Annotated in this window: 14 protein-coding genes; 5 read left to right on the top strand and 9 right to left on the bottom strand. The window is 75.1% G+C overall.

Annotation, left to right across the window (positions count from 1 at the left end; translation table 11 throughout):
• Position 1 precedes the first annotated feature (1 nt).
• The 5 genes from GA0070215_RS08245 to GA0070215_RS08265 all read right to left on the bottom strand — a co-directional run bounded on the left by GA0070215_RS08245 (position 2) and on the right by GA0070215_RS08265 (position 5085).
• Positions 2–1612 carry an asparagine synthetase B family protein gene (locus GA0070215_RS08245; RefSeq protein ID WP_018784139.1) on the bottom strand — a complete coding sequence of 537 codons (1611 nt, stop codon included), beginning with the start codon at positions 1610–1612 and terminating at the stop codon, positions 2–4.
• Between the two features lie 3 nt (positions 1613–1615).
• The gene (locus GA0070215_RS08250; protein ID WP_091043564.1) at positions 1616–2575 is read right to left on the bottom strand and encodes a hypothetical protein; all 960 of its coding nucleotides are present in this window, start codon (positions 2573–2575) and stop codon (positions 1616–1618) included.
• Between the two features lie 101 nt (positions 2576–2676).
• A complete protein-coding gene (locus GA0070215_RS08255; protein WP_018784137.1) occupies positions 2677–3471 on the bottom strand; it encodes an isocitrate lyase/PEP mutase family protein in 795 nt (264 codons plus the stop codon).
• Between the two features lie 143 nt (positions 3472–3614).
• On the bottom strand, positions 3615–4358 hold the full coding sequence (locus GA0070215_RS08260) for an ArsR/SmtB family transcription factor (RefSeq protein WP_091043567.1): 744 nt from the start codon (positions 4356–4358) through the stop codon (positions 3615–3617).
• A 193-nt stretch (positions 4359–4551) separates the two neighbouring features.
• Positions 4552–5085: a 2'-5' RNA ligase family protein gene (locus GA0070215_RS08265; RefSeq protein WP_018784135.1), complete on the bottom strand. Its 534-nt coding sequence runs from the start codon at positions 5083–5085 to the stop codon at positions 4552–4554.
• Between the two features lie 363 nt (positions 5086–5448).
• On the opposite strand from GA0070215_RS08265, the gene GA0070215_RS08275 reads away from it, so the two are divergent.
• Both GA0070215_RS08275 and GA0070215_RS08280 read left to right on the top strand, forming a co-directional pair.
• Positions 5449–5622: a hypothetical protein gene (locus GA0070215_RS08275; RefSeq protein WP_244166914.1), complete on the top strand. Its 174-nt coding sequence runs from the start codon at positions 5449–5451 to the stop codon at positions 5620–5622.
• 118 nt (positions 5623–5740) lie between these two features.
• Entirely contained in the window at positions 5741–7498 is a 1758-nt protein-coding gene (locus GA0070215_RS08280; RefSeq protein WP_091043571.1) for a DEAD/DEAH box helicase, read from the top strand.
• Positions 7499–7571: 73 nt separating this feature from the next.
• Here the strand turns inward: GA0070215_RS08280 and GA0070215_RS08285 are convergent, their stop codons facing one another.
• Positions 7572–8924: a S16 family serine protease gene (locus GA0070215_RS08285; RefSeq protein ID WP_091043575.1), complete on the bottom strand. Its 1353-nt coding sequence runs from the start codon at positions 8922–8924 to the stop codon at positions 7572–7574.
• Between the two features lie 235 nt (positions 8925–9159).
• Here GA0070215_RS08285 and GA0070215_RS08290 point away from each other — a divergent pair, with 235 nt between their 5' ends.
• Positions 9160–9507, top strand: coding sequence for a histone-like nucleoid-structuring protein Lsr2 (locus GA0070215_RS08290; protein WP_026267590.1), 348 nt, complete (start codon positions 9160–9162; stop codon positions 9505–9507).
• 205 nt (positions 9508–9712) lie between these two features.
• Here the strand turns inward: GA0070215_RS08290 and GA0070215_RS08295 are convergent, their stop codons facing one another.
• Together GA0070215_RS08295 and GA0070215_RS08300 are read right to left on the bottom strand one after the other, a co-directional pair.
• Positions 9713–10918, bottom strand: a complete 1206-nt coding sequence (locus GA0070215_RS08295; protein ID WP_051090434.1) for a hypothetical protein — start codon at positions 10916–10918, stop codon at positions 9713–9715.
• Between the two features lie 308 nt (positions 10919–11226).
• Entirely contained in the window at positions 11227–12093 is an 867-nt protein-coding gene (locus GA0070215_RS08300) for a PDDEXK family nuclease (protein WP_091043578.1), read from the bottom strand.
• 106 nt (positions 12094–12199) lie between these two features.
• Here GA0070215_RS08300 and GA0070215_RS08305 point away from each other — a divergent pair, with 106 nt between their 5' ends.
• Positions 12200–13291, top strand: a complete 1092-nt coding sequence (locus tag GA0070215_RS08305; RefSeq protein WP_026267588.1) for a DICT sensory domain-containing protein — start codon at positions 12200–12202, stop codon at positions 13289–13291.
• Positions 13292–13322: 31 nt separating this feature from the next.
• A complete protein-coding gene (locus GA0070215_RS08310) occupies positions 13323–14045 on the top strand; it encodes a helical backbone metal receptor (protein WP_091043582.1) in 723 nt (240 codons plus the stop codon).
• Here the strand turns inward: GA0070215_RS08310 and GA0070215_RS08315 are convergent.
• Positions 13969–14298: a CBS domain-containing protein gene (locus tag GA0070215_RS08315; protein WP_026267587.1), complete on the bottom strand. Its 330-nt coding sequence runs from the start codon at positions 14296–14298 to the stop codon at positions 13969–13971. The genes GA0070215_RS08310 and GA0070215_RS08315 overlap by 77 nt on opposite strands.
• Positions 14299–14341: the final 43 nt, after the last annotated feature.

Raw genomic sequence — 14341 nt, forward strand, 5'->3', positions numbered from 1 at the left:
CTCAGCCGGGCAGGGGCGCCTCGTCGCCTCGGGTGCGGCGCGGGTTGACCAGCCGGCGGACCATCGGGGCGGCGTTCCAGCGGGCCGCGCCGACCAGGTCCCGGGCGTGTTCCAGCACCGTGTAGTCGGGCCGCGCCATGCCTTCGGCGATGGCCCGGTCGAGGTCGTTGCCGCACCGGGTGAGCACGCTGTCGAAGTCCCGGCGGACCGGTTCCAGCAGGTCGTAGCCGAAGGACCGGTGCAGCCGGGCGAACAGCGGCTTGTAGAGGCGGGCCCGCTCGTGCAGCCCGGACGAGTACGACATCGGGTTCTTGGGCCGCTGCCTCACGTAGGCGGGCAGCACGTCGGCGAAGGCCCGCCGGACGATCCACTTCTCCTGCCCGTCGCGCAGCTTCACGTCCAGCGGCAGCCGCATGGCCAGTTCGACGACGCTGAGGTCGAGGAACGGCACCCGGGCCTCCACACCGTGCGCCATGCTGGCCCGGTCCACCCGTTGCAGCTCGGTCCGGCACAGGTTGCGGATCTTGTGCAGGAACAGCCGGCGGGACCGCTCCGGCCCGACCCGGCGGTACATCGGGTACCCGCCGAACAGCTCGTCCGAGCCGTCGCCGGTGAGCACCACCCGGACGCCCATCTCGCGCAGCCGCCGGAAGATCGGCACCGAGACGACAGCGTTGATGATGTCGCCGTACTCGGTCAGCTCGGAGATCCGGATCGCTTCGCGGACGTCGGCGAGCCGGATGTCGCGCGGCCGCAGCTCGATCACCTCGTGCGGGACGCCGAGGTCGGCGGCGAGCCGCCGGGCGTACGCGACGTCCGGGCTCTCCGGCACGCCGATGGTGACCGCCACGCAGTCCGGGTGCAGTTCCCGGGCGTGCAGCAGCGCCAGTGAGCTGTCCAGGCCGCCGGAGAGCACCACGCCGACGGTGAGGTCGGTGTCCAGTCGGGCGCGCATGGCGTCGGTGAGGGCGACGCGCACCAGTAGCGCCGCCTCGTCCGGGTCGTCGATCACGGGCAGGCCGTCGCCGAGGGTGAGCAGGTCGACGTGCGGGCCGATCCGGACCGGTCGGCCCGGCTCGACCCAGCCGTGATGCCCGGGCGCCACCTCGCCGATCGGCGCGCCGTGCCCGACCAGCGCCTTGACCTCGGAGGCGAGGTGCAGACAGCCGGGCAGGCGGGACCAGTACAGCGGCTTGACGCCGAGCGGGTCACGGGCCAGGTACGCCCGGCCGGTGTCGCGTTCGACGACCACGAACGCGTACTCGCCGCGCAGCCGGCGTACTGCGTTCCCGCCCCACCGGCGGAAGGCGGCGAGCACCACCTCGGTGTCGCCGGCGGTCGTGAACCGGTGCCCCAGCCGGGTCAGCTCGGCGCGCAGCTCGTGGTGGTTGAAGATCTCGCCGTTGAAGCAGAGCAGGTGCCGCTCGTCCGGCGACATCCACGGCTGGACGGAGCGTTCCCGGTCCACGATCCGCAGCCGCCGTACGCCCGCCAGGAGGCCTTTCTCCTGCCGGGTCTCGGTGACCTCACCACGTGGCGCGAGCGCGGCGAGCATCCGCCGGAAGGTGGCCGGGTCCGCGTCGGGGCCGATGCTCAGCGCGATGCCGCACACCTGTCACACCCCCATCTCGGTCTCGTACGCCCGCCGGTAACGGCGGCGGGCGGCCGGGGCGAGGCACACGTGCCAGGCCTGGCCCTCGTCGACCACGTTCACCTCGCCGGCGTCCTGGCGGGCCAGCAGCAGCCCGGCGAGCACCGGGCGGGCGCCGAACCGGTCGTACCACTCCAGCTCGACGTCGGCGGCCCAGCCGAGGCAGTGCCCGCTGGGCACCATCGCGGCGTACCCGAGGCGGCGCAGCCGGTACTGGTGCTCGGCGCTGCGGGCCAGGCTGGTCACCCACAGCGGCGGCGTGCCGTCCGGCGCGACTGCCGTGAACTCCCGGGCCAGGTCGTTGAGGAACGCGATCATCTCGCGGCGGGCCCGGCGGAACAGCAGCCCGGCGGTACGCGGGGTGGCGGCCGGGCGCAGCCGCCGCCGCACCGCCCGCAGTCCGCGCCCTACCACTGTGGCGGGCTGTTCCTGGTAGCGGAACTCGATCAGGCCGCGACGGCGCAGCCACTCCAGGTCGACCAGTTCGGTGCTGGCCCTGACCTGGTCGTCGGTGAGGAACGTCGGGCTGTCCCGCCACCAGAGGACATCGACGCGGGAGAGCAGGTAGATCCGGACCAGCGCGGTGAGGTCCTGCGCCGAGCTGCGCGCGTTGGGCTGGTAGCGGGCCATCTCCAGCAGCAGCGTCTCCCGGGCCCCGATCAGGCCCTGCGGCGTGACGTCGAGGACGGCGGCGATGGCCGGTTCACGCAGCCGCTGGTCGAGCAGCACCTGGCGGGCGGTGACCGACGGCGCGTCGGCGAGCGCGCCCACCTCGACCAGGAGTTCCGCCACCGCCGCCCGGTATGCGGAGAGGTCCGGCTCGGCACCGGCCCGGGGACCGGCGGCGGGCACCCGCCGCGCGGGGGCGGTGGACGTGACGGCGGGACCGGGCTGGCGACCGGGGCTGCGGCTGGGCACTCGCATGGTCTCCGTCCCCTCTCGGTCAGGACACGGCGTGATTGGGCCTGCATACAGCGTAATGAGCTGGGCGTCCGCAATCGTCCCATCTCCCCCGATGTGCCCGATCAGGTGGCGGACGGCGATGCCAGCGCCTGCACCTCCTCGTATCCGGGCGCTGCCGGCAGGCCCGCGTCGCGCCCGGCGCCGATCGCGTCGGTCAGGTGCAGCGCCGCCCCGAGGGCCGCCCGGAACAGCAGCGAGCCGGTGCTGACCCGGGCCACCCCGAGCCGTCCGAGGGCGGCGAGGTCCGGCCCGCCCGGCCGGTACAGCACGTTGAGCGGCAACCCCACCTCGGCGGCGAGCACGCCGACCAGGTCGTCGGGCGCGCCCGGCACGAACAGCCCGTCGGCGCCCGCGGCCCGGAACAGCGCCGCCCGCCGCAGCGCCTCGTCCAGCGGCGACGGCACACCCAGCCACCAGGCGTCGGTGCGGGCGTTGACGAAGACCTGCGGTACCGCGGCGCGGACCGCCGCGACCACGGCGGCGACGTGCTCCGCCGGGGCCAGGCGACCGTCCGGGCGGCCGTCCTCCAGGTTCACGCCGGCCACGCCGAGCGCGGCCAGCTCGCCGGCGTAAGCCGCCACCTCCGCCGGATCGTCGTGGAAGCCGTCCTCGACGTCCACCGTCAGCAGCGCCGGCAGGTTTCGCAGCCGGTACGCCAGCTCCAGCGTCTCGGCGCGGGTGGCACGGACCGCGTCCGGCCGGCCGGCGGCAGCAGCCACACCCAGGCTCGTCGTGCCGATCGCCGGATGGCCCCGGGCGGCGAGCGCCGCGGCGGAGGCGTGGTCCCAGGCGTTCGGCAGCAGCAGCGGGTCGCCGGGCCGGTGCAGCTCCCGGAACACGCGGTACCGGTCGGTCATCGCAGGGATCGTCGGTGACTCCATCGCCCCACCGTAGGGCGCTGACAGTTCGGTCCGGACCGAACGATCCGGCCGGGCACACCCGGCGGTCCGGGCGAGCGGGACCGGTGCCGCGGGGCGCGGGCAGGTCGGGCGCGGGCGGGTCAGGCGCGGGCGGGACCGCTGCCGCGGGACGCGGGCGGGGCCAGCAGCGCCGGGTCGAGCCCGAGCGTCTCGGCCAGCGCGTCCCGCCCCGCCGGGGTGACCCGGATCGCCCGGCCGGTGCCGCGCACGGTCCAGCCGAGGTCGAGGAAGCGCCCGCACAGTGCCGCCCCGACCGCACCCGCCAGGTGCGGGCGGCGTTCGGTCCAGTCCAGGCAGTCGCGGACCAGGGGCCGCCGGGTGGCGCGCAGCGGCTCGACGGGTACGCCGAGACCGGCCAGCCAGGTCACGCCGGTGCCGGTCAGCGCGAGGCCGCCGGAGCGGTCGAGCACGCCACGCGTGAGCAGGGCGTCGTGCAGCAGCACGCCGAGGCGCCCGGCCAGGTGGTCGTAGCAGGTGCGGGCGTACGCCAGGGCGGCGCCTTCGGACGCGGCGCGCAACGTGCGGGGCGGGGTGGCCGGGGTCGGCGCCCGTGCGGCCAGCTCCTCGACGAGCTGGGCGACGCCCGGGTCGGCGAGGCGGATGTACCGGTGACGGCCCTGCCGCTCCTCGGCGAGCAGGCCGCCGGCCACCAGCCGGGTGAGGTGGTCGCTGGCGGTGGACGCGGCGACCCCGGCGGCGCGGGCCAGCTCGCCTGCGGTCCAGGCGCGGCCGTCGAGCAGGGCGAGGCAGAAGCCGGCCCGGGTGGGGTCGGCGAGCAGCGCGGCGAACCCGGCGAGGCCGCGGCCGTCGGCGCCAGTGGTCATCGGCCCATGCTGGCACGGGCACGGTTCGGGCCGCGCCGAAGAGTCCGCGGTGTGGACGTTCCCGGCGGACACGACGCCACGGATCGGGCTGGTGGCGCACGGCGGCGCGTCGCCAGCGGTGACCGCGGAGTCCGCCTACCCGCGCTTCCACCGCTCACGACCGCGGAGCCGTCCCCCTGTGGGCCGCCCCGGCTCAGCCGCCGGTACGGGGAGAGGCGGTGGTCAGCTCGCTGACCGTGCGGGTGTCGCCGTCGTAGCTGCGCGCCGCCACGAACGCACCGGCCGGCGGGTGCGCCCCGGCGACCGCCCGGGCCCGGCGCCGGTCCGCCGCACCGAACCGCAACGCCAGGCTCAGGTGCGGCACCCATCGGCCGGGCTGGTGCCACGAGTGCCCGCCGGACGCCTCGGCGAGCACGTCCCAGACCGCGCCGTGCAGCGCGACGAGCTGCGGTGCCGGGCGGACCAGCCACACCAGTGGCGCGCTGCCGTCGAGCACCGCCACCCGGCCCAGCCGCACCGGCAGCGGCAGCGCCGCGTCGCAGAGGTCGGCCAGGCGCTGCTCGGCGCCGGGCGGGAAATCCTCCACCGAGGCGAGCGTCAGGTGCGGCCGGTTCGTCGGGTGCGTGTTGCGGGCCAGGCTGGGCAGCCCGGCGGCGGCGAGCCGGTGCCAGGCGGCGCGAACCGCCGCTTCCAGTTCGGGTGAGCAGAGCAGTTCGACCGTCCGCACGTGATCAGGCTAGTCGCCGGCGACCGCGCGTGACGCCCCGTACGTCAGAGCCAGCCGGCGTCGCGCCCGCCGGACCGCCGCCAGCGCGGGATCGACGTGACGCGCCCCGGAGTGCACCCGGCGGATCACGTCGGCCAGCGCGCCGCCGGGGCCCCCTCGGCGAGGAACCCCGCACCCCGGCGGTGAGCGCCGGGCGGAGTTGGGCGGGCCGGCCGTGTCCGGTGAGGATCACCGGGGCGCAGCCGGGCAGGGCCCGGGTCAGCTCGGCGGCGACCTCGCCGCCGCCGGGCGGCGGCAGTGGGCCGACCGGCGCGCGCTGGCGGCGCAGCTCGCCGGGCGGCCGTGTGGGGCGGGCTGGCGGTCGTGGCGAAGACCGCGTGCACCGACCTCGCCGGGGCGCTGGTGGGTGTGGGCTGGCTCGTCCATGCGGCCTGGGACGCCTGGTACCACCGCACCGGCACGGTGGTGCCGCGCGGGTACGCGCTGTTCGACGTCGGAGTGGGCCTCACCACGCTGCTGGCCGTCCTGTGCCGGTGATCCGGCGGGGGCACGGGGCCGCGCCGGATCACCCGGACGGGACGGCACGCAGGTGGCGCGGCGAACGTTTGCCCCGGTCGCCGCGACCGCCGCGCGGCGGTGATGAAAAACTTGTCGCATGACCGCCGCACCGACCCCGACCGACCCCGCCGTTCCCGCCGACGCCGAGGAGGCCATCGCGTTCGCCGACCTCGGGCTGCGCACCGAGTTGCTGGGCGCGCTGTCCGCGCTCGGTTACGAGGAACCGACCCCGATCCAGCGGGAGGCCATCCCCCCGTTGCTGGCCGGGCAGGATCTCCTGGGCCAGGCGGCGACCGGTACGGGCAAGACCGCCGCGTTCGCGCTGCCGCTGTTGCAGCGGATGCCGGTGGGGCGGGCCGAGGGCGACCCGGTGTCGCTGGTGCTGGTGCCGACGCGGGAGCTGGCGGTGCAGGTCTCCGAGGCGTTCCACCGCTACGGCAAGGACCTGGGGGCGAGGGTGCTGCCGATCTACGGCGGGCAGCCGATCGGCCGGCAGCTACGCGCCCTCGACCACGGGGTGGACGTGGTGGTGGCGACGCCGGGCCGGGCCCTCGATCACATCGCCCGGGGCACGCTGCGGCTCGGCGCGCTGGCCACGGTCGTGCTGGACGAGGCGGACGAGATGCTCGACATGGGCTTCGCCGAGGACATCGAGGCGATCCTGGAGCACGCCCCGGCCGGCCGGCAGACGGTGCTGTTCTCGGCCACCATGCCGGCCCGCATCGACGGGCTGGCCCGGCAGCACCTGACCGACCCGGTCCGCATCCGGATCGAGCGGGAGCGGCCGGTCGCCGGGGAGGCCCCCCGGGTGCGGCAGAGCGCGTACATCGTGGCCCGGGGCCACAAGCCGGCCGCGCTGGGCCGGGTGCTGGACGTGGAGTCGCCCACCGCGGCGATCGTGTTCTGCCGCAGCCGGGAGGAGGTGGACCGGCTCACCGAGACGATGAACGGCCGGGGCTACCGGGCCGAGGCGCTGCACGGCGGGATGAGCCAGGAGCAGCGGGACCGGGTGATGGGCCGGCTGCGGTCCGGAACGGCGGACCTGCTCGTGGCCACCGACGTGGCGGCCCGAGGGCTGGACGTCGAGCAGCTCACCCACGTGGTCAACTACGACGTACCGTCTGCCCCGGAGTCGTACGTGCACCGCATCGGCCGGGTGGGCCGGGCCGGCCGGGAGGGCGTGGCGATCACGCTCGCCGAGCCGCGTGAGCACCGGATGCTCAAGACCATCGAGCGGGTCACCGGGCAGCGGATCGCCATCGACAAGATTCCCACGGTGGCGGACATGCGTACCCGGCGACTGGAGCTGACCCAGGGCGCGCTGCGGGAGAGCCTGCTGGAGGACGACCTCGACCCGTACCGGGCGATCGTGGAGTCGCTCACCGACGAGTTCGACCTGGTCGAGGTGGCGCTGGCGGCGGTGAAGCTGGCGCACGAGGCGACGTCGCCGGGCTCGGACGACGAGGAGGAGATCCCGCAGGTTCCGGTCCGCGGCCCGCGCGAGGGCCGGCCGGAGACCGGCGGGCGGGGCGAGCGCCGCGGCCCGGGCCGGCCGCGTACCGGCGGCACCACCCAGGTCTTCATCGGGCTGGGCCGCCGGGCCGGGGTTCGGCCGCAGGACCTGGTCGGCGCGATCACCGGGGAGACCCGGATCAGTGGCCGGGACATCGGCTCGATCGAGATCGCCGACCGGTTCTCGCTGGTCGAGGTGCCGCAGGCGGTGGCCGACGAGATCATCGCGGGGCTGCGCGGCACCACCATCAAGGGGCGCAAGGCCACGGTACGCCGGGACCGGGACGGCGACGGGCCGGGCGAGCGCCGCGACCGGGGCTACGAGCGGCGCGACCGCCGCTGAGCCCGGCGTCCCCGGCGGGCGGACGCGACGAGAGCCCCGGCCACCACGCGTACGGTGGCCGGGGCGACGGTCGTCAGGCCGCGGCGAGCGCCGGGCCGTCCAGCGACTCCGTGCCGATCTCGGCCGGGCGCAGCGCCAGTGCGAGCACGTCCGCCACGTCGGACAGGGTGTGCACGGTCAGCGCCTCCCGCACCTGCGCCGGCAGGTCGTCCAGGTCCGGCTCGTTGCGCTTCGGGATGATCACCTCGGTGAGACCGGCCCGGTGCGCGGCGAGCAGCTTCTGCTTCACCCCGCCGATCGGCAGCACCCGGCCGGAGAGCGTCACCTCGCCGGTCATCCCGAACTCGGGCCGCACCGGCCGCCCGGTGACCAGGGACGCCAGCGCGGTCACCATGGTGATGCCGGCGCTCGGGCCGTCCTTGGGCACCGCGCCCGCCGGGACGTGCAGGTGGATCCGCCGCCCGGCCAGCGCGTTCGGGTCCAGCCCGTGGCGCCGTCCGTTCGACCGCAGGTACGACCACGCGATGTGCGCGGACTCTTTCATCACGTCGCCGAGCTGGCCGGTGAGCGTCAGCCCGGGCTCGCCCTCCATCGTGGTGGCCTCGATGAACAGCACGTCGCCGCCGGCGCCGGTGACGGCCAGGCCGGTCGCCACGCCGGGCACGGCGGTGCGTTCGGCCGACTCCGGGGTGAACTTCGGCCGGCCCAGGTAGCGGGCCAGGTTGCCGGCGTCGACGTCCGGCTCGTCCTCGCCCAGTTCCTTGCGGATCGCGGCGAGCTGCTGGCGGAGCAGGAACTCCCGCTGGGACTTCTCCAGCCCCTCGCGGACGTCGCTGTTGATCTGCTCGGTGACCTCCTGCTCGGCGAGGTGTTCCTTCACCCAGCCGACGAGCAGTTCCAGCCGGGCGGTGACGTCCGGCGCGGCGAGCAGTTCGGTCTTCTGCGTCAGGCTGAGCCAGGGCGCGTAACCGGCCGAGTCGGCCAGCTCGGACAGGTCGGTCATCCGCTCCATCGCGTCGATCACCTGCCAGGCGCCGCGCTGCTGGAGCACTGATGTCATGAGCGCGCGGTATTCGCGGGCGAGTTCCCGGGCACGGCCCGCCGGGGCGGGCTCGTCGAGTGTGGTCGCCTCGACCCAGAGCGCGGCGCCGGGTCCGGGCACGCCGGAGCCGATGCGGGCGCGGGTCAGACCGCGGATGACCGCCGCCGGTTCGCCGCTGGGCAGCCGGCCCACCTTCTCGATCGTGGCGACCACGCCGACGGAGCCGTACTCGCCGTCGATGCGGGGTACGGCCAGGAGTTGCTTGTCGCCGGTGGCGCGCGCCGCGTCGACGGCGGCCTGGGTGGTCGGGTCGAGGGTCACCGGAATGACCATCCCGGGCAGCAGGACGGCGTCGGTCAGGGGAAGTACCGGAAGAGTTGCCATCGAGCACCTGCCATCACGTTGGTTGAGCGTGCTTGGCTCAAGTAACAAACCGTGCCCCTTGTTCCGGGTTGTGAGCCACACCACTGCGAGGCGGTGCGTTCCCGCGCTCGCGGCCCAATGGCGGCACCCTTTACCACGGACCCGCCGAATGGAAACAGTCGGCTATTCTTGCGGAATTACGGCATGGTAGGTCAAACTCTTAGCCACACCCCGCCCGACACAGGGAGTAATGGCGATGGCAAGGAAAGTAATCACTGTTCTGACCGACGACCTCGACGGCGGAAAGGCCGATCGGACCGTCGAGTTCAGCCTGGACGGCGTGGCGTACACGATCGACGTCTCCGACGAGAACGCGGGCGTCCTGCGCAAGGCGCTGGATCCCTACATCAACGCTGGCAGGCGAATGGGCCGGGGAGCGGCCGAGGCCCCCCGCGGCGCCCGACGCACCACCCGGCCGAGCACCTCGGGAATGGACCGCGAGCAGAACCGCGCCATCCGGGAATGGGCCGCCAAGAACGGGTTCGAGATTTCCGAGCGCGGACGCATCCCGGTGTCGGTCGTCGAGGCGTACAAGAACCGCTGACCGCCGCCGGTTCACCGTCGGGCATCCCGGGGTCACGCTGAGAAATCGGCGTGGCCCCGATCGGCTTTCCACGGCCGGCGATTTCCATCCCGCCGGATACCGCCGCCCGAGATTTCTTTCGGGACCACCTCCCACCGTGCCCGTACGCGGGAACGGCAGCAGCCGCCCGGAGGAGCCCTCCGGACGGCCGCTACCGTTCGCCCGCTCAGTTGACGCGGATGCGCACCACGTCGATGGCGGGGGTCTGGTTCGCCCGCTCCATCATCGGGATGCGGTGCGAGCCGTCACCGGCCCAGACCGCGCACTGCGCCACGCCCGACTGCGCCAGACCCGGGATCTGGATCAGCACGTCGTCCGGCTGCTCGCTGCCCCGCCCGTCCTCGGTGGCGACGAAGAAGGCCGGCACGTCCTGCGGGTTCGGGGGCTGCCGGGTGCTGCCGAGCATCCGGCAGGCGGTGTGGAAGTGGCCGCGCACCAGGCCCTCCCCGTTGAGCAGCGAGCTCTCCAGGTAGTAGCCCCCCTGGCCGGCGGCGAGGAAGCGGTCCCGCACCAGGTTCTTGGTGGTGACCCGGAGCGTGAACGGCTGGTTGCGCCGCACCTGGTCCGGGAACTGCGTGATCAGCAGCGACGGGTTGTTCGCCGCGGCGCCCACCTCACCGAACGCGGTGCTCACGCACCGGTTGCCGTTCTGGAAGCCGTCGTGGGCCTCGAGCCGGCTGTCGGAGCAGTCGTTGGCGAGCACGTCCAGACCGTTGCCGCCGTCGTTGTCCTGACCACCGCCGTTGTCGTTCCCGTCGCCATTCTGGCCGCCGTCGTTCCCGCCATTGTTCTCGCCGTTGTCGCCGCCGTTCTGAGGGATGTCGGTCACCGCGCACTGGGCGAGTTGGTCCAGCCCCTCCGGGCGCTGCGCGACCCGGCCGATGGCAGTGGCGATCCGGTTGAGCGTGGCGGTCCGCTTGTCCGCCAACGGACGCAGGATCGCATTGTTGATGAACTCGCCGCCGTTGCGGCCGTCGGCCGCGAGCCGGCGGTTCGCCTCGGCGATCTGACTCTCCAGCAGCGCCAGGTTGCGGTCCACCTCGGCCCGGGCCCGGTCGGGCACCTGCGGCAGCCGGCCGCGGACGTCCGGGCAGGCCACGGTCGGGGTGCCGGCGCCGGCACCGCCCGCGTTCGTCTGCTCGCACTCGGCCGGCGACATCTGGCCGTCGCCCCAGTGGTTGCGGACCCAGCGGCCGTCCTGCCACGTACGGGTGGTGCTGCCCTGCCCCTTCGGGGCGGTCGCCCCGGGACTCGCCGGCACGCAGGACGCCGAGGCGGCGCGGGTGGTCGTCCGCCGGTCCTGGGCGGACGAGATCTGGGTGACGGCGACGACGCCGCCGAATACCGCGAGCGTGCCGACAACCGCCAGCATCCGCTTGCTCCGCGCGTTACCGGATGACCGGCGCGCCCGTGTGGACCTGCGCATCGAATTGCTCTCCTTCTCGATCCGGTAGTTGACTGGTGATCCCGGCGGGCCGACGAATTCGCGGTGTGAGATCACTGCGACGCTCGGTCGCACGCCAATGGCCGACGATGCCCTTTCCGCACCGTCTCCGCGCCGTCGGGGCGCGGCGGGGAAGATCCGCGTCCATTCCCGATGAGGTACGGAGCGCCGTCGGCGAAGGTTCACCGGAGATCGGAAAAAAATCGAAAGCCGCCGTCCTCGGCGGCGAGGACGGCTCAGTCGGCGCAGAGATGGTCGAAGGCGAACCCACCGTCGAAGGAGTCCCGCTGCGCGGCCAGCGCGCGTACCCGCCGGAGAAGCTCGTCCCGGTCCACCAGGGACGGCGCTGCGCCGTCGAGGTCCCGCAGCCGCTCCCCCAGCGCCGCAGCGGCCAGGTCCTCGGCGAGCCGCCCCGGGTCGACGCCGCAGGCGAAGCCGCGCGAGGTCAGCCGGACCCGCTCCAGCAGGCAGCGGCCGGGCCGCACCTCGGCCCAGGCCCAGCCCTCCGCCGGGCCGCCGGTCCAACGCACGTGCAGGCCACGCACGATCGGATCGGCGATGCGGCCGGCCACGTACGCCTCGACCGCCTCGACCCGGGCCAGCGCGCCCAGGTCGTTCACCGGCCCGCGCCGGCCGTCCGGCAGCCGGCCGACGATGTCCCGGAACCCGACCGCGTCACCGGCGTCCGGGTCGGTGCCGTCGGCGAACGCCCGCGCGTCCAGCACGTACGCGACGAACCGGCGGACCTGGTCCGCGCCGCCCAGCGCCGGCGACTCGACGCGCAGCAGCGGCAGGCCCACGGCGGCGCAGACCGCGTCGGTCAGCCGTTCGGACCGCCGGGCGGGCGACCCGTCGGAGGCGGGCACGGTGAACCGCACCGCGAAGCGCGGCAGCCCGGTGTCGGCGGCGCAGACCACCAGGTCGAGCGACGCCCGTCCGGCGGTGCTCCACTGGCTGCCGGTGACCCCCGGCGGGCGGCCCTGCACCAGGTCGCCGAGCCGTCGCCCGCCGTGACCGAGGTGACCGGCACGCACCAGGGACGGCGCGGCGCCGGGCGGGATCGGCCGCAGCCAGGACGCGGTCACGCTGCCTGTGCTCGTCATCTCGCCCCGATCCCCCTCGTCCGGCCGACGCCCGAGTCTATGTGGTGGGGCACGACCGGTCCGGCCGACCGGTGCGCCGGCACGCCCGTCCCTCTAGGCTCTGCCCGTGCCCAGCGGACGGACCCCGGAACAGTTCACCAAACGCAGTCTCGTCGCCGTGTCCCACGCCATCGAACGCGCCGCGCTCGCCGAGGCCGAGGACGGCCCGCTCGTCGTGCTCGCGCTGTTCCAGCGGCTGCCGTACTTCGCCCGGGAGCGCGAGGTCTACCGGCGCATCGCCGGCCGCGCCGCCGTGACGGTGGTGGCGATGGTCGGCGGACCGCCGCCCGACCTGCCCGAGGGCGCCTACGGCGTGCCGCTCGACGAGGCGGAGGCGCTGGCCCGGGAGTGGACGGTGGTGGCGCTGAGCCCGCGTTTCGGCGCCACACTCGTCGCCCACGACCGGGCCGAGGTGGTGCCCGCGCCGACGTTGGAGTCCGGCCGCCTGTTCGAGGGACGCTGGGGCTTCCGCCGCGACGAGGCGCTGCACGAGGCGATCCGGCTGCGCGAACAGCTCGCCGAGCGGCTGCCCGCAGCGGCTCGTACCGCGCTGGACGAGGCGATCGCCCGGGTGCGGGACATCCCGGCCGGGCCGGGCGAACCGCGAGCCGAGGCGGCGCTGCGGCTCTTGGCGCGCCGCGGCGACCGGATCGACCAGCCGGTCGAGCCGGCCGAGACGATGCTGGAGGAGGCCGGCCTGGCCCGGTGGTCCGGCGCGGACGGGGTGACCGCCTCCGGCACGCTGCCGGTGGCGCTGGTCGGCCTGCGGGTGGACGCGCCGCCCGGCTCGCCGGAACGCTTCGGCCGCCGCGGCGTCGCCCGCGAGGGGCACGCCGTGCTCACCGCGATCACCGCCGTGCTGCGGCCGGTCGACCGCGCGCTGCGCGTCACCGAGAACGAGTTCCAGCTCCTCCTGCCGGGGCTCGACGAACCGGCCGCGCTGGAGGTGGTACGCCGGCTGCACGACGCGATCGGCGCGCTGGCCCGGTCGTACCCGTTCATGGCGTACACCGTGCACGCGGCCGTCGGGGTGACCACCCGGCGGCCGCTGCCCACCGCTGACCTGCGCGCAGCGGTCGACTGGGCGGTACGCAAGGGCCTGCCGGTGGCCGGCCTGCCGCCGGAGACCGCCGACGCGGTGACCGCGGCGGCCCGCTGACCGGCGGTCCGGGTCGAGGAGAGGAGACGCAGTGCGGGTGGTCTCGCTGGTGCCGTCGCTGACCGAGGCGGTCGCGGCCACCCGCCCGGAGGTGCTGGTCGGTGCGACCGACTGGTGCACCCATCCGGCCGGGCTGGACGTCGCCCGGGTCGGCGGGACGAAGTACCCGGACCTGGACCGGGTGCTCGCGCTGGAGCCGGATCTGGTGCTGCTCAACGAGGAGGAGAACCGGCTGGCCGACGCCGAGGCGCTGCGCGCGGCCGGGGTGCCGGTCCGGGTCACCTTCCCGCGCACCGTGCCGGAGGCCCTCGACCAGCTCGGCGAGCTGGTCGTCGCGCTCGGCGCACCGGCCGAGCCGTCGTGGCTGCGGGCGGCCCGCGACGCCTGGTCCGCGCTGCCCCCGCCGGGACGAGCCCGCACGGCTGTGGTGCCGGTGTGGCGGCGGCCGTGGGTGGTGCTGGGGCGGGACACGTTCGCCGGGGACGTGCTGGCCCGGCTCGGGGTGCGCAACGGCTGGGCCGGCGACGCGGACCGCTATCCCCGGCCGAGCCTGGACGAGTTGCGCGCCCGGGCACCGGACCTCGTGGTGCTGCCCGACGAGCCGTACCGGTTCACCGCCGGCGACGGCCCGGAGGCGTTCCCGGGGGTGCCGGCGGCGCTGGTGTCCGGCCGGCACCTCACCTGGTACGGCCCGTCGCTGGCCGAGGCTCCGGCGCTGCTCGCCGCCCAGCTCGCCACCGCGGGCCCCACCTGACCGGCGCGGCCCGGGTGGCGGCGCTGCGCCGGTCCAGCCGCCCGTCCGTGGTGACCTCGCCGCCGCGGACCTGGACCGTGACCAGGCCGTCGCGCACGGACAGCACCCGGCGCAGCACCTCGTGCACGACCTCCGCACGGATGTCCGCGTCGGTACGCAGGTGCACGCGCAGAAGGTCACCGCGGGTGACGATGCCGGTGAGCCGGCCCAGGTCGTCGAGCACCGGGAGCCGCCTGACCGCCTCGTGGTCCATCAGCCGGGCGGTGACGCCCGCTCGTGGGTGGTGACAGCGGGAG

Origin of the sequence: Micromonospora marina (genome assembly GCF_900091565.1) — a bacterium.
Classification (GTDB): Bacteria; Actinomycetota; Actinomycetes; order Mycobacteriales; family Micromonosporaceae; genus Micromonospora; species Micromonospora marina.

What these genes read in the sequence shown, in the direction of transcription:
- GA0070215_RS08250 (WP_091043564.1), bottom strand. Translation starts at nt 2,575, where the DNA reads ATGCGAGTGCCCAGCCGCAGCCCCGGTCGCCAGCCCGGTCCCGCCGTC.
- GA0070215_RS08255 (WP_018784137.1), bottom strand. Translation starts at nt 3,471, where the DNA reads ATGACCGACCGGTACCGCGTGTTCCGGGAGCTGCACCGGCCCGGCGAC.
- GA0070215_RS08260 (WP_091043567.1), bottom strand. Translation starts at nt 4,358, where the DNA reads ATGACCACTGGCGCCGACGGCCGCGGCCTCGCCGGGTTCGCCGCGCTG.
- GA0070215_RS08280 (WP_091043571.1), top strand. Translation starts at nt 5,741, where the DNA reads ATGACCGCCGCACCGACCCCGACCGACCCCGCCGTTCCCGCCGACGCC.
- GA0070215_RS08285 (WP_091043575.1), bottom strand. Translation starts at nt 8,924, where the DNA reads ATGGCAACTCTTCCGGTACTTCCCCTGACCGACGCCGTCCTGCTGCCC.
- GA0070215_RS08290 (WP_026267590.1), top strand. Translation starts at nt 9,160, where the DNA reads ATGGCAAGGAAAGTAATCACTGTTCTGACCGACGACCTCGACGGCGGA.
- GA0070215_RS08295 (WP_051090434.1), bottom strand. Translation starts at nt 10,918, where the DNA reads ATGCTGGCGGTTGTCGGCACGCTCGCGGTATTCGGCGGCGTCGTCGCC.
- GA0070215_RS08300 (WP_091043578.1), bottom strand. Translation starts at nt 12,093, where the DNA reads ATGACGAGCACAGGCAGCGTGACCGCGTCCTGGCTGCGGCCGATCCCG.
- GA0070215_RS08315 (WP_026267587.1), bottom strand. Translation starts at nt 14,298, where the DNA reads ATGGACCACGAGGCGGTCAGGCGGCTCCCGGTGCTCGACGACCTGGGC.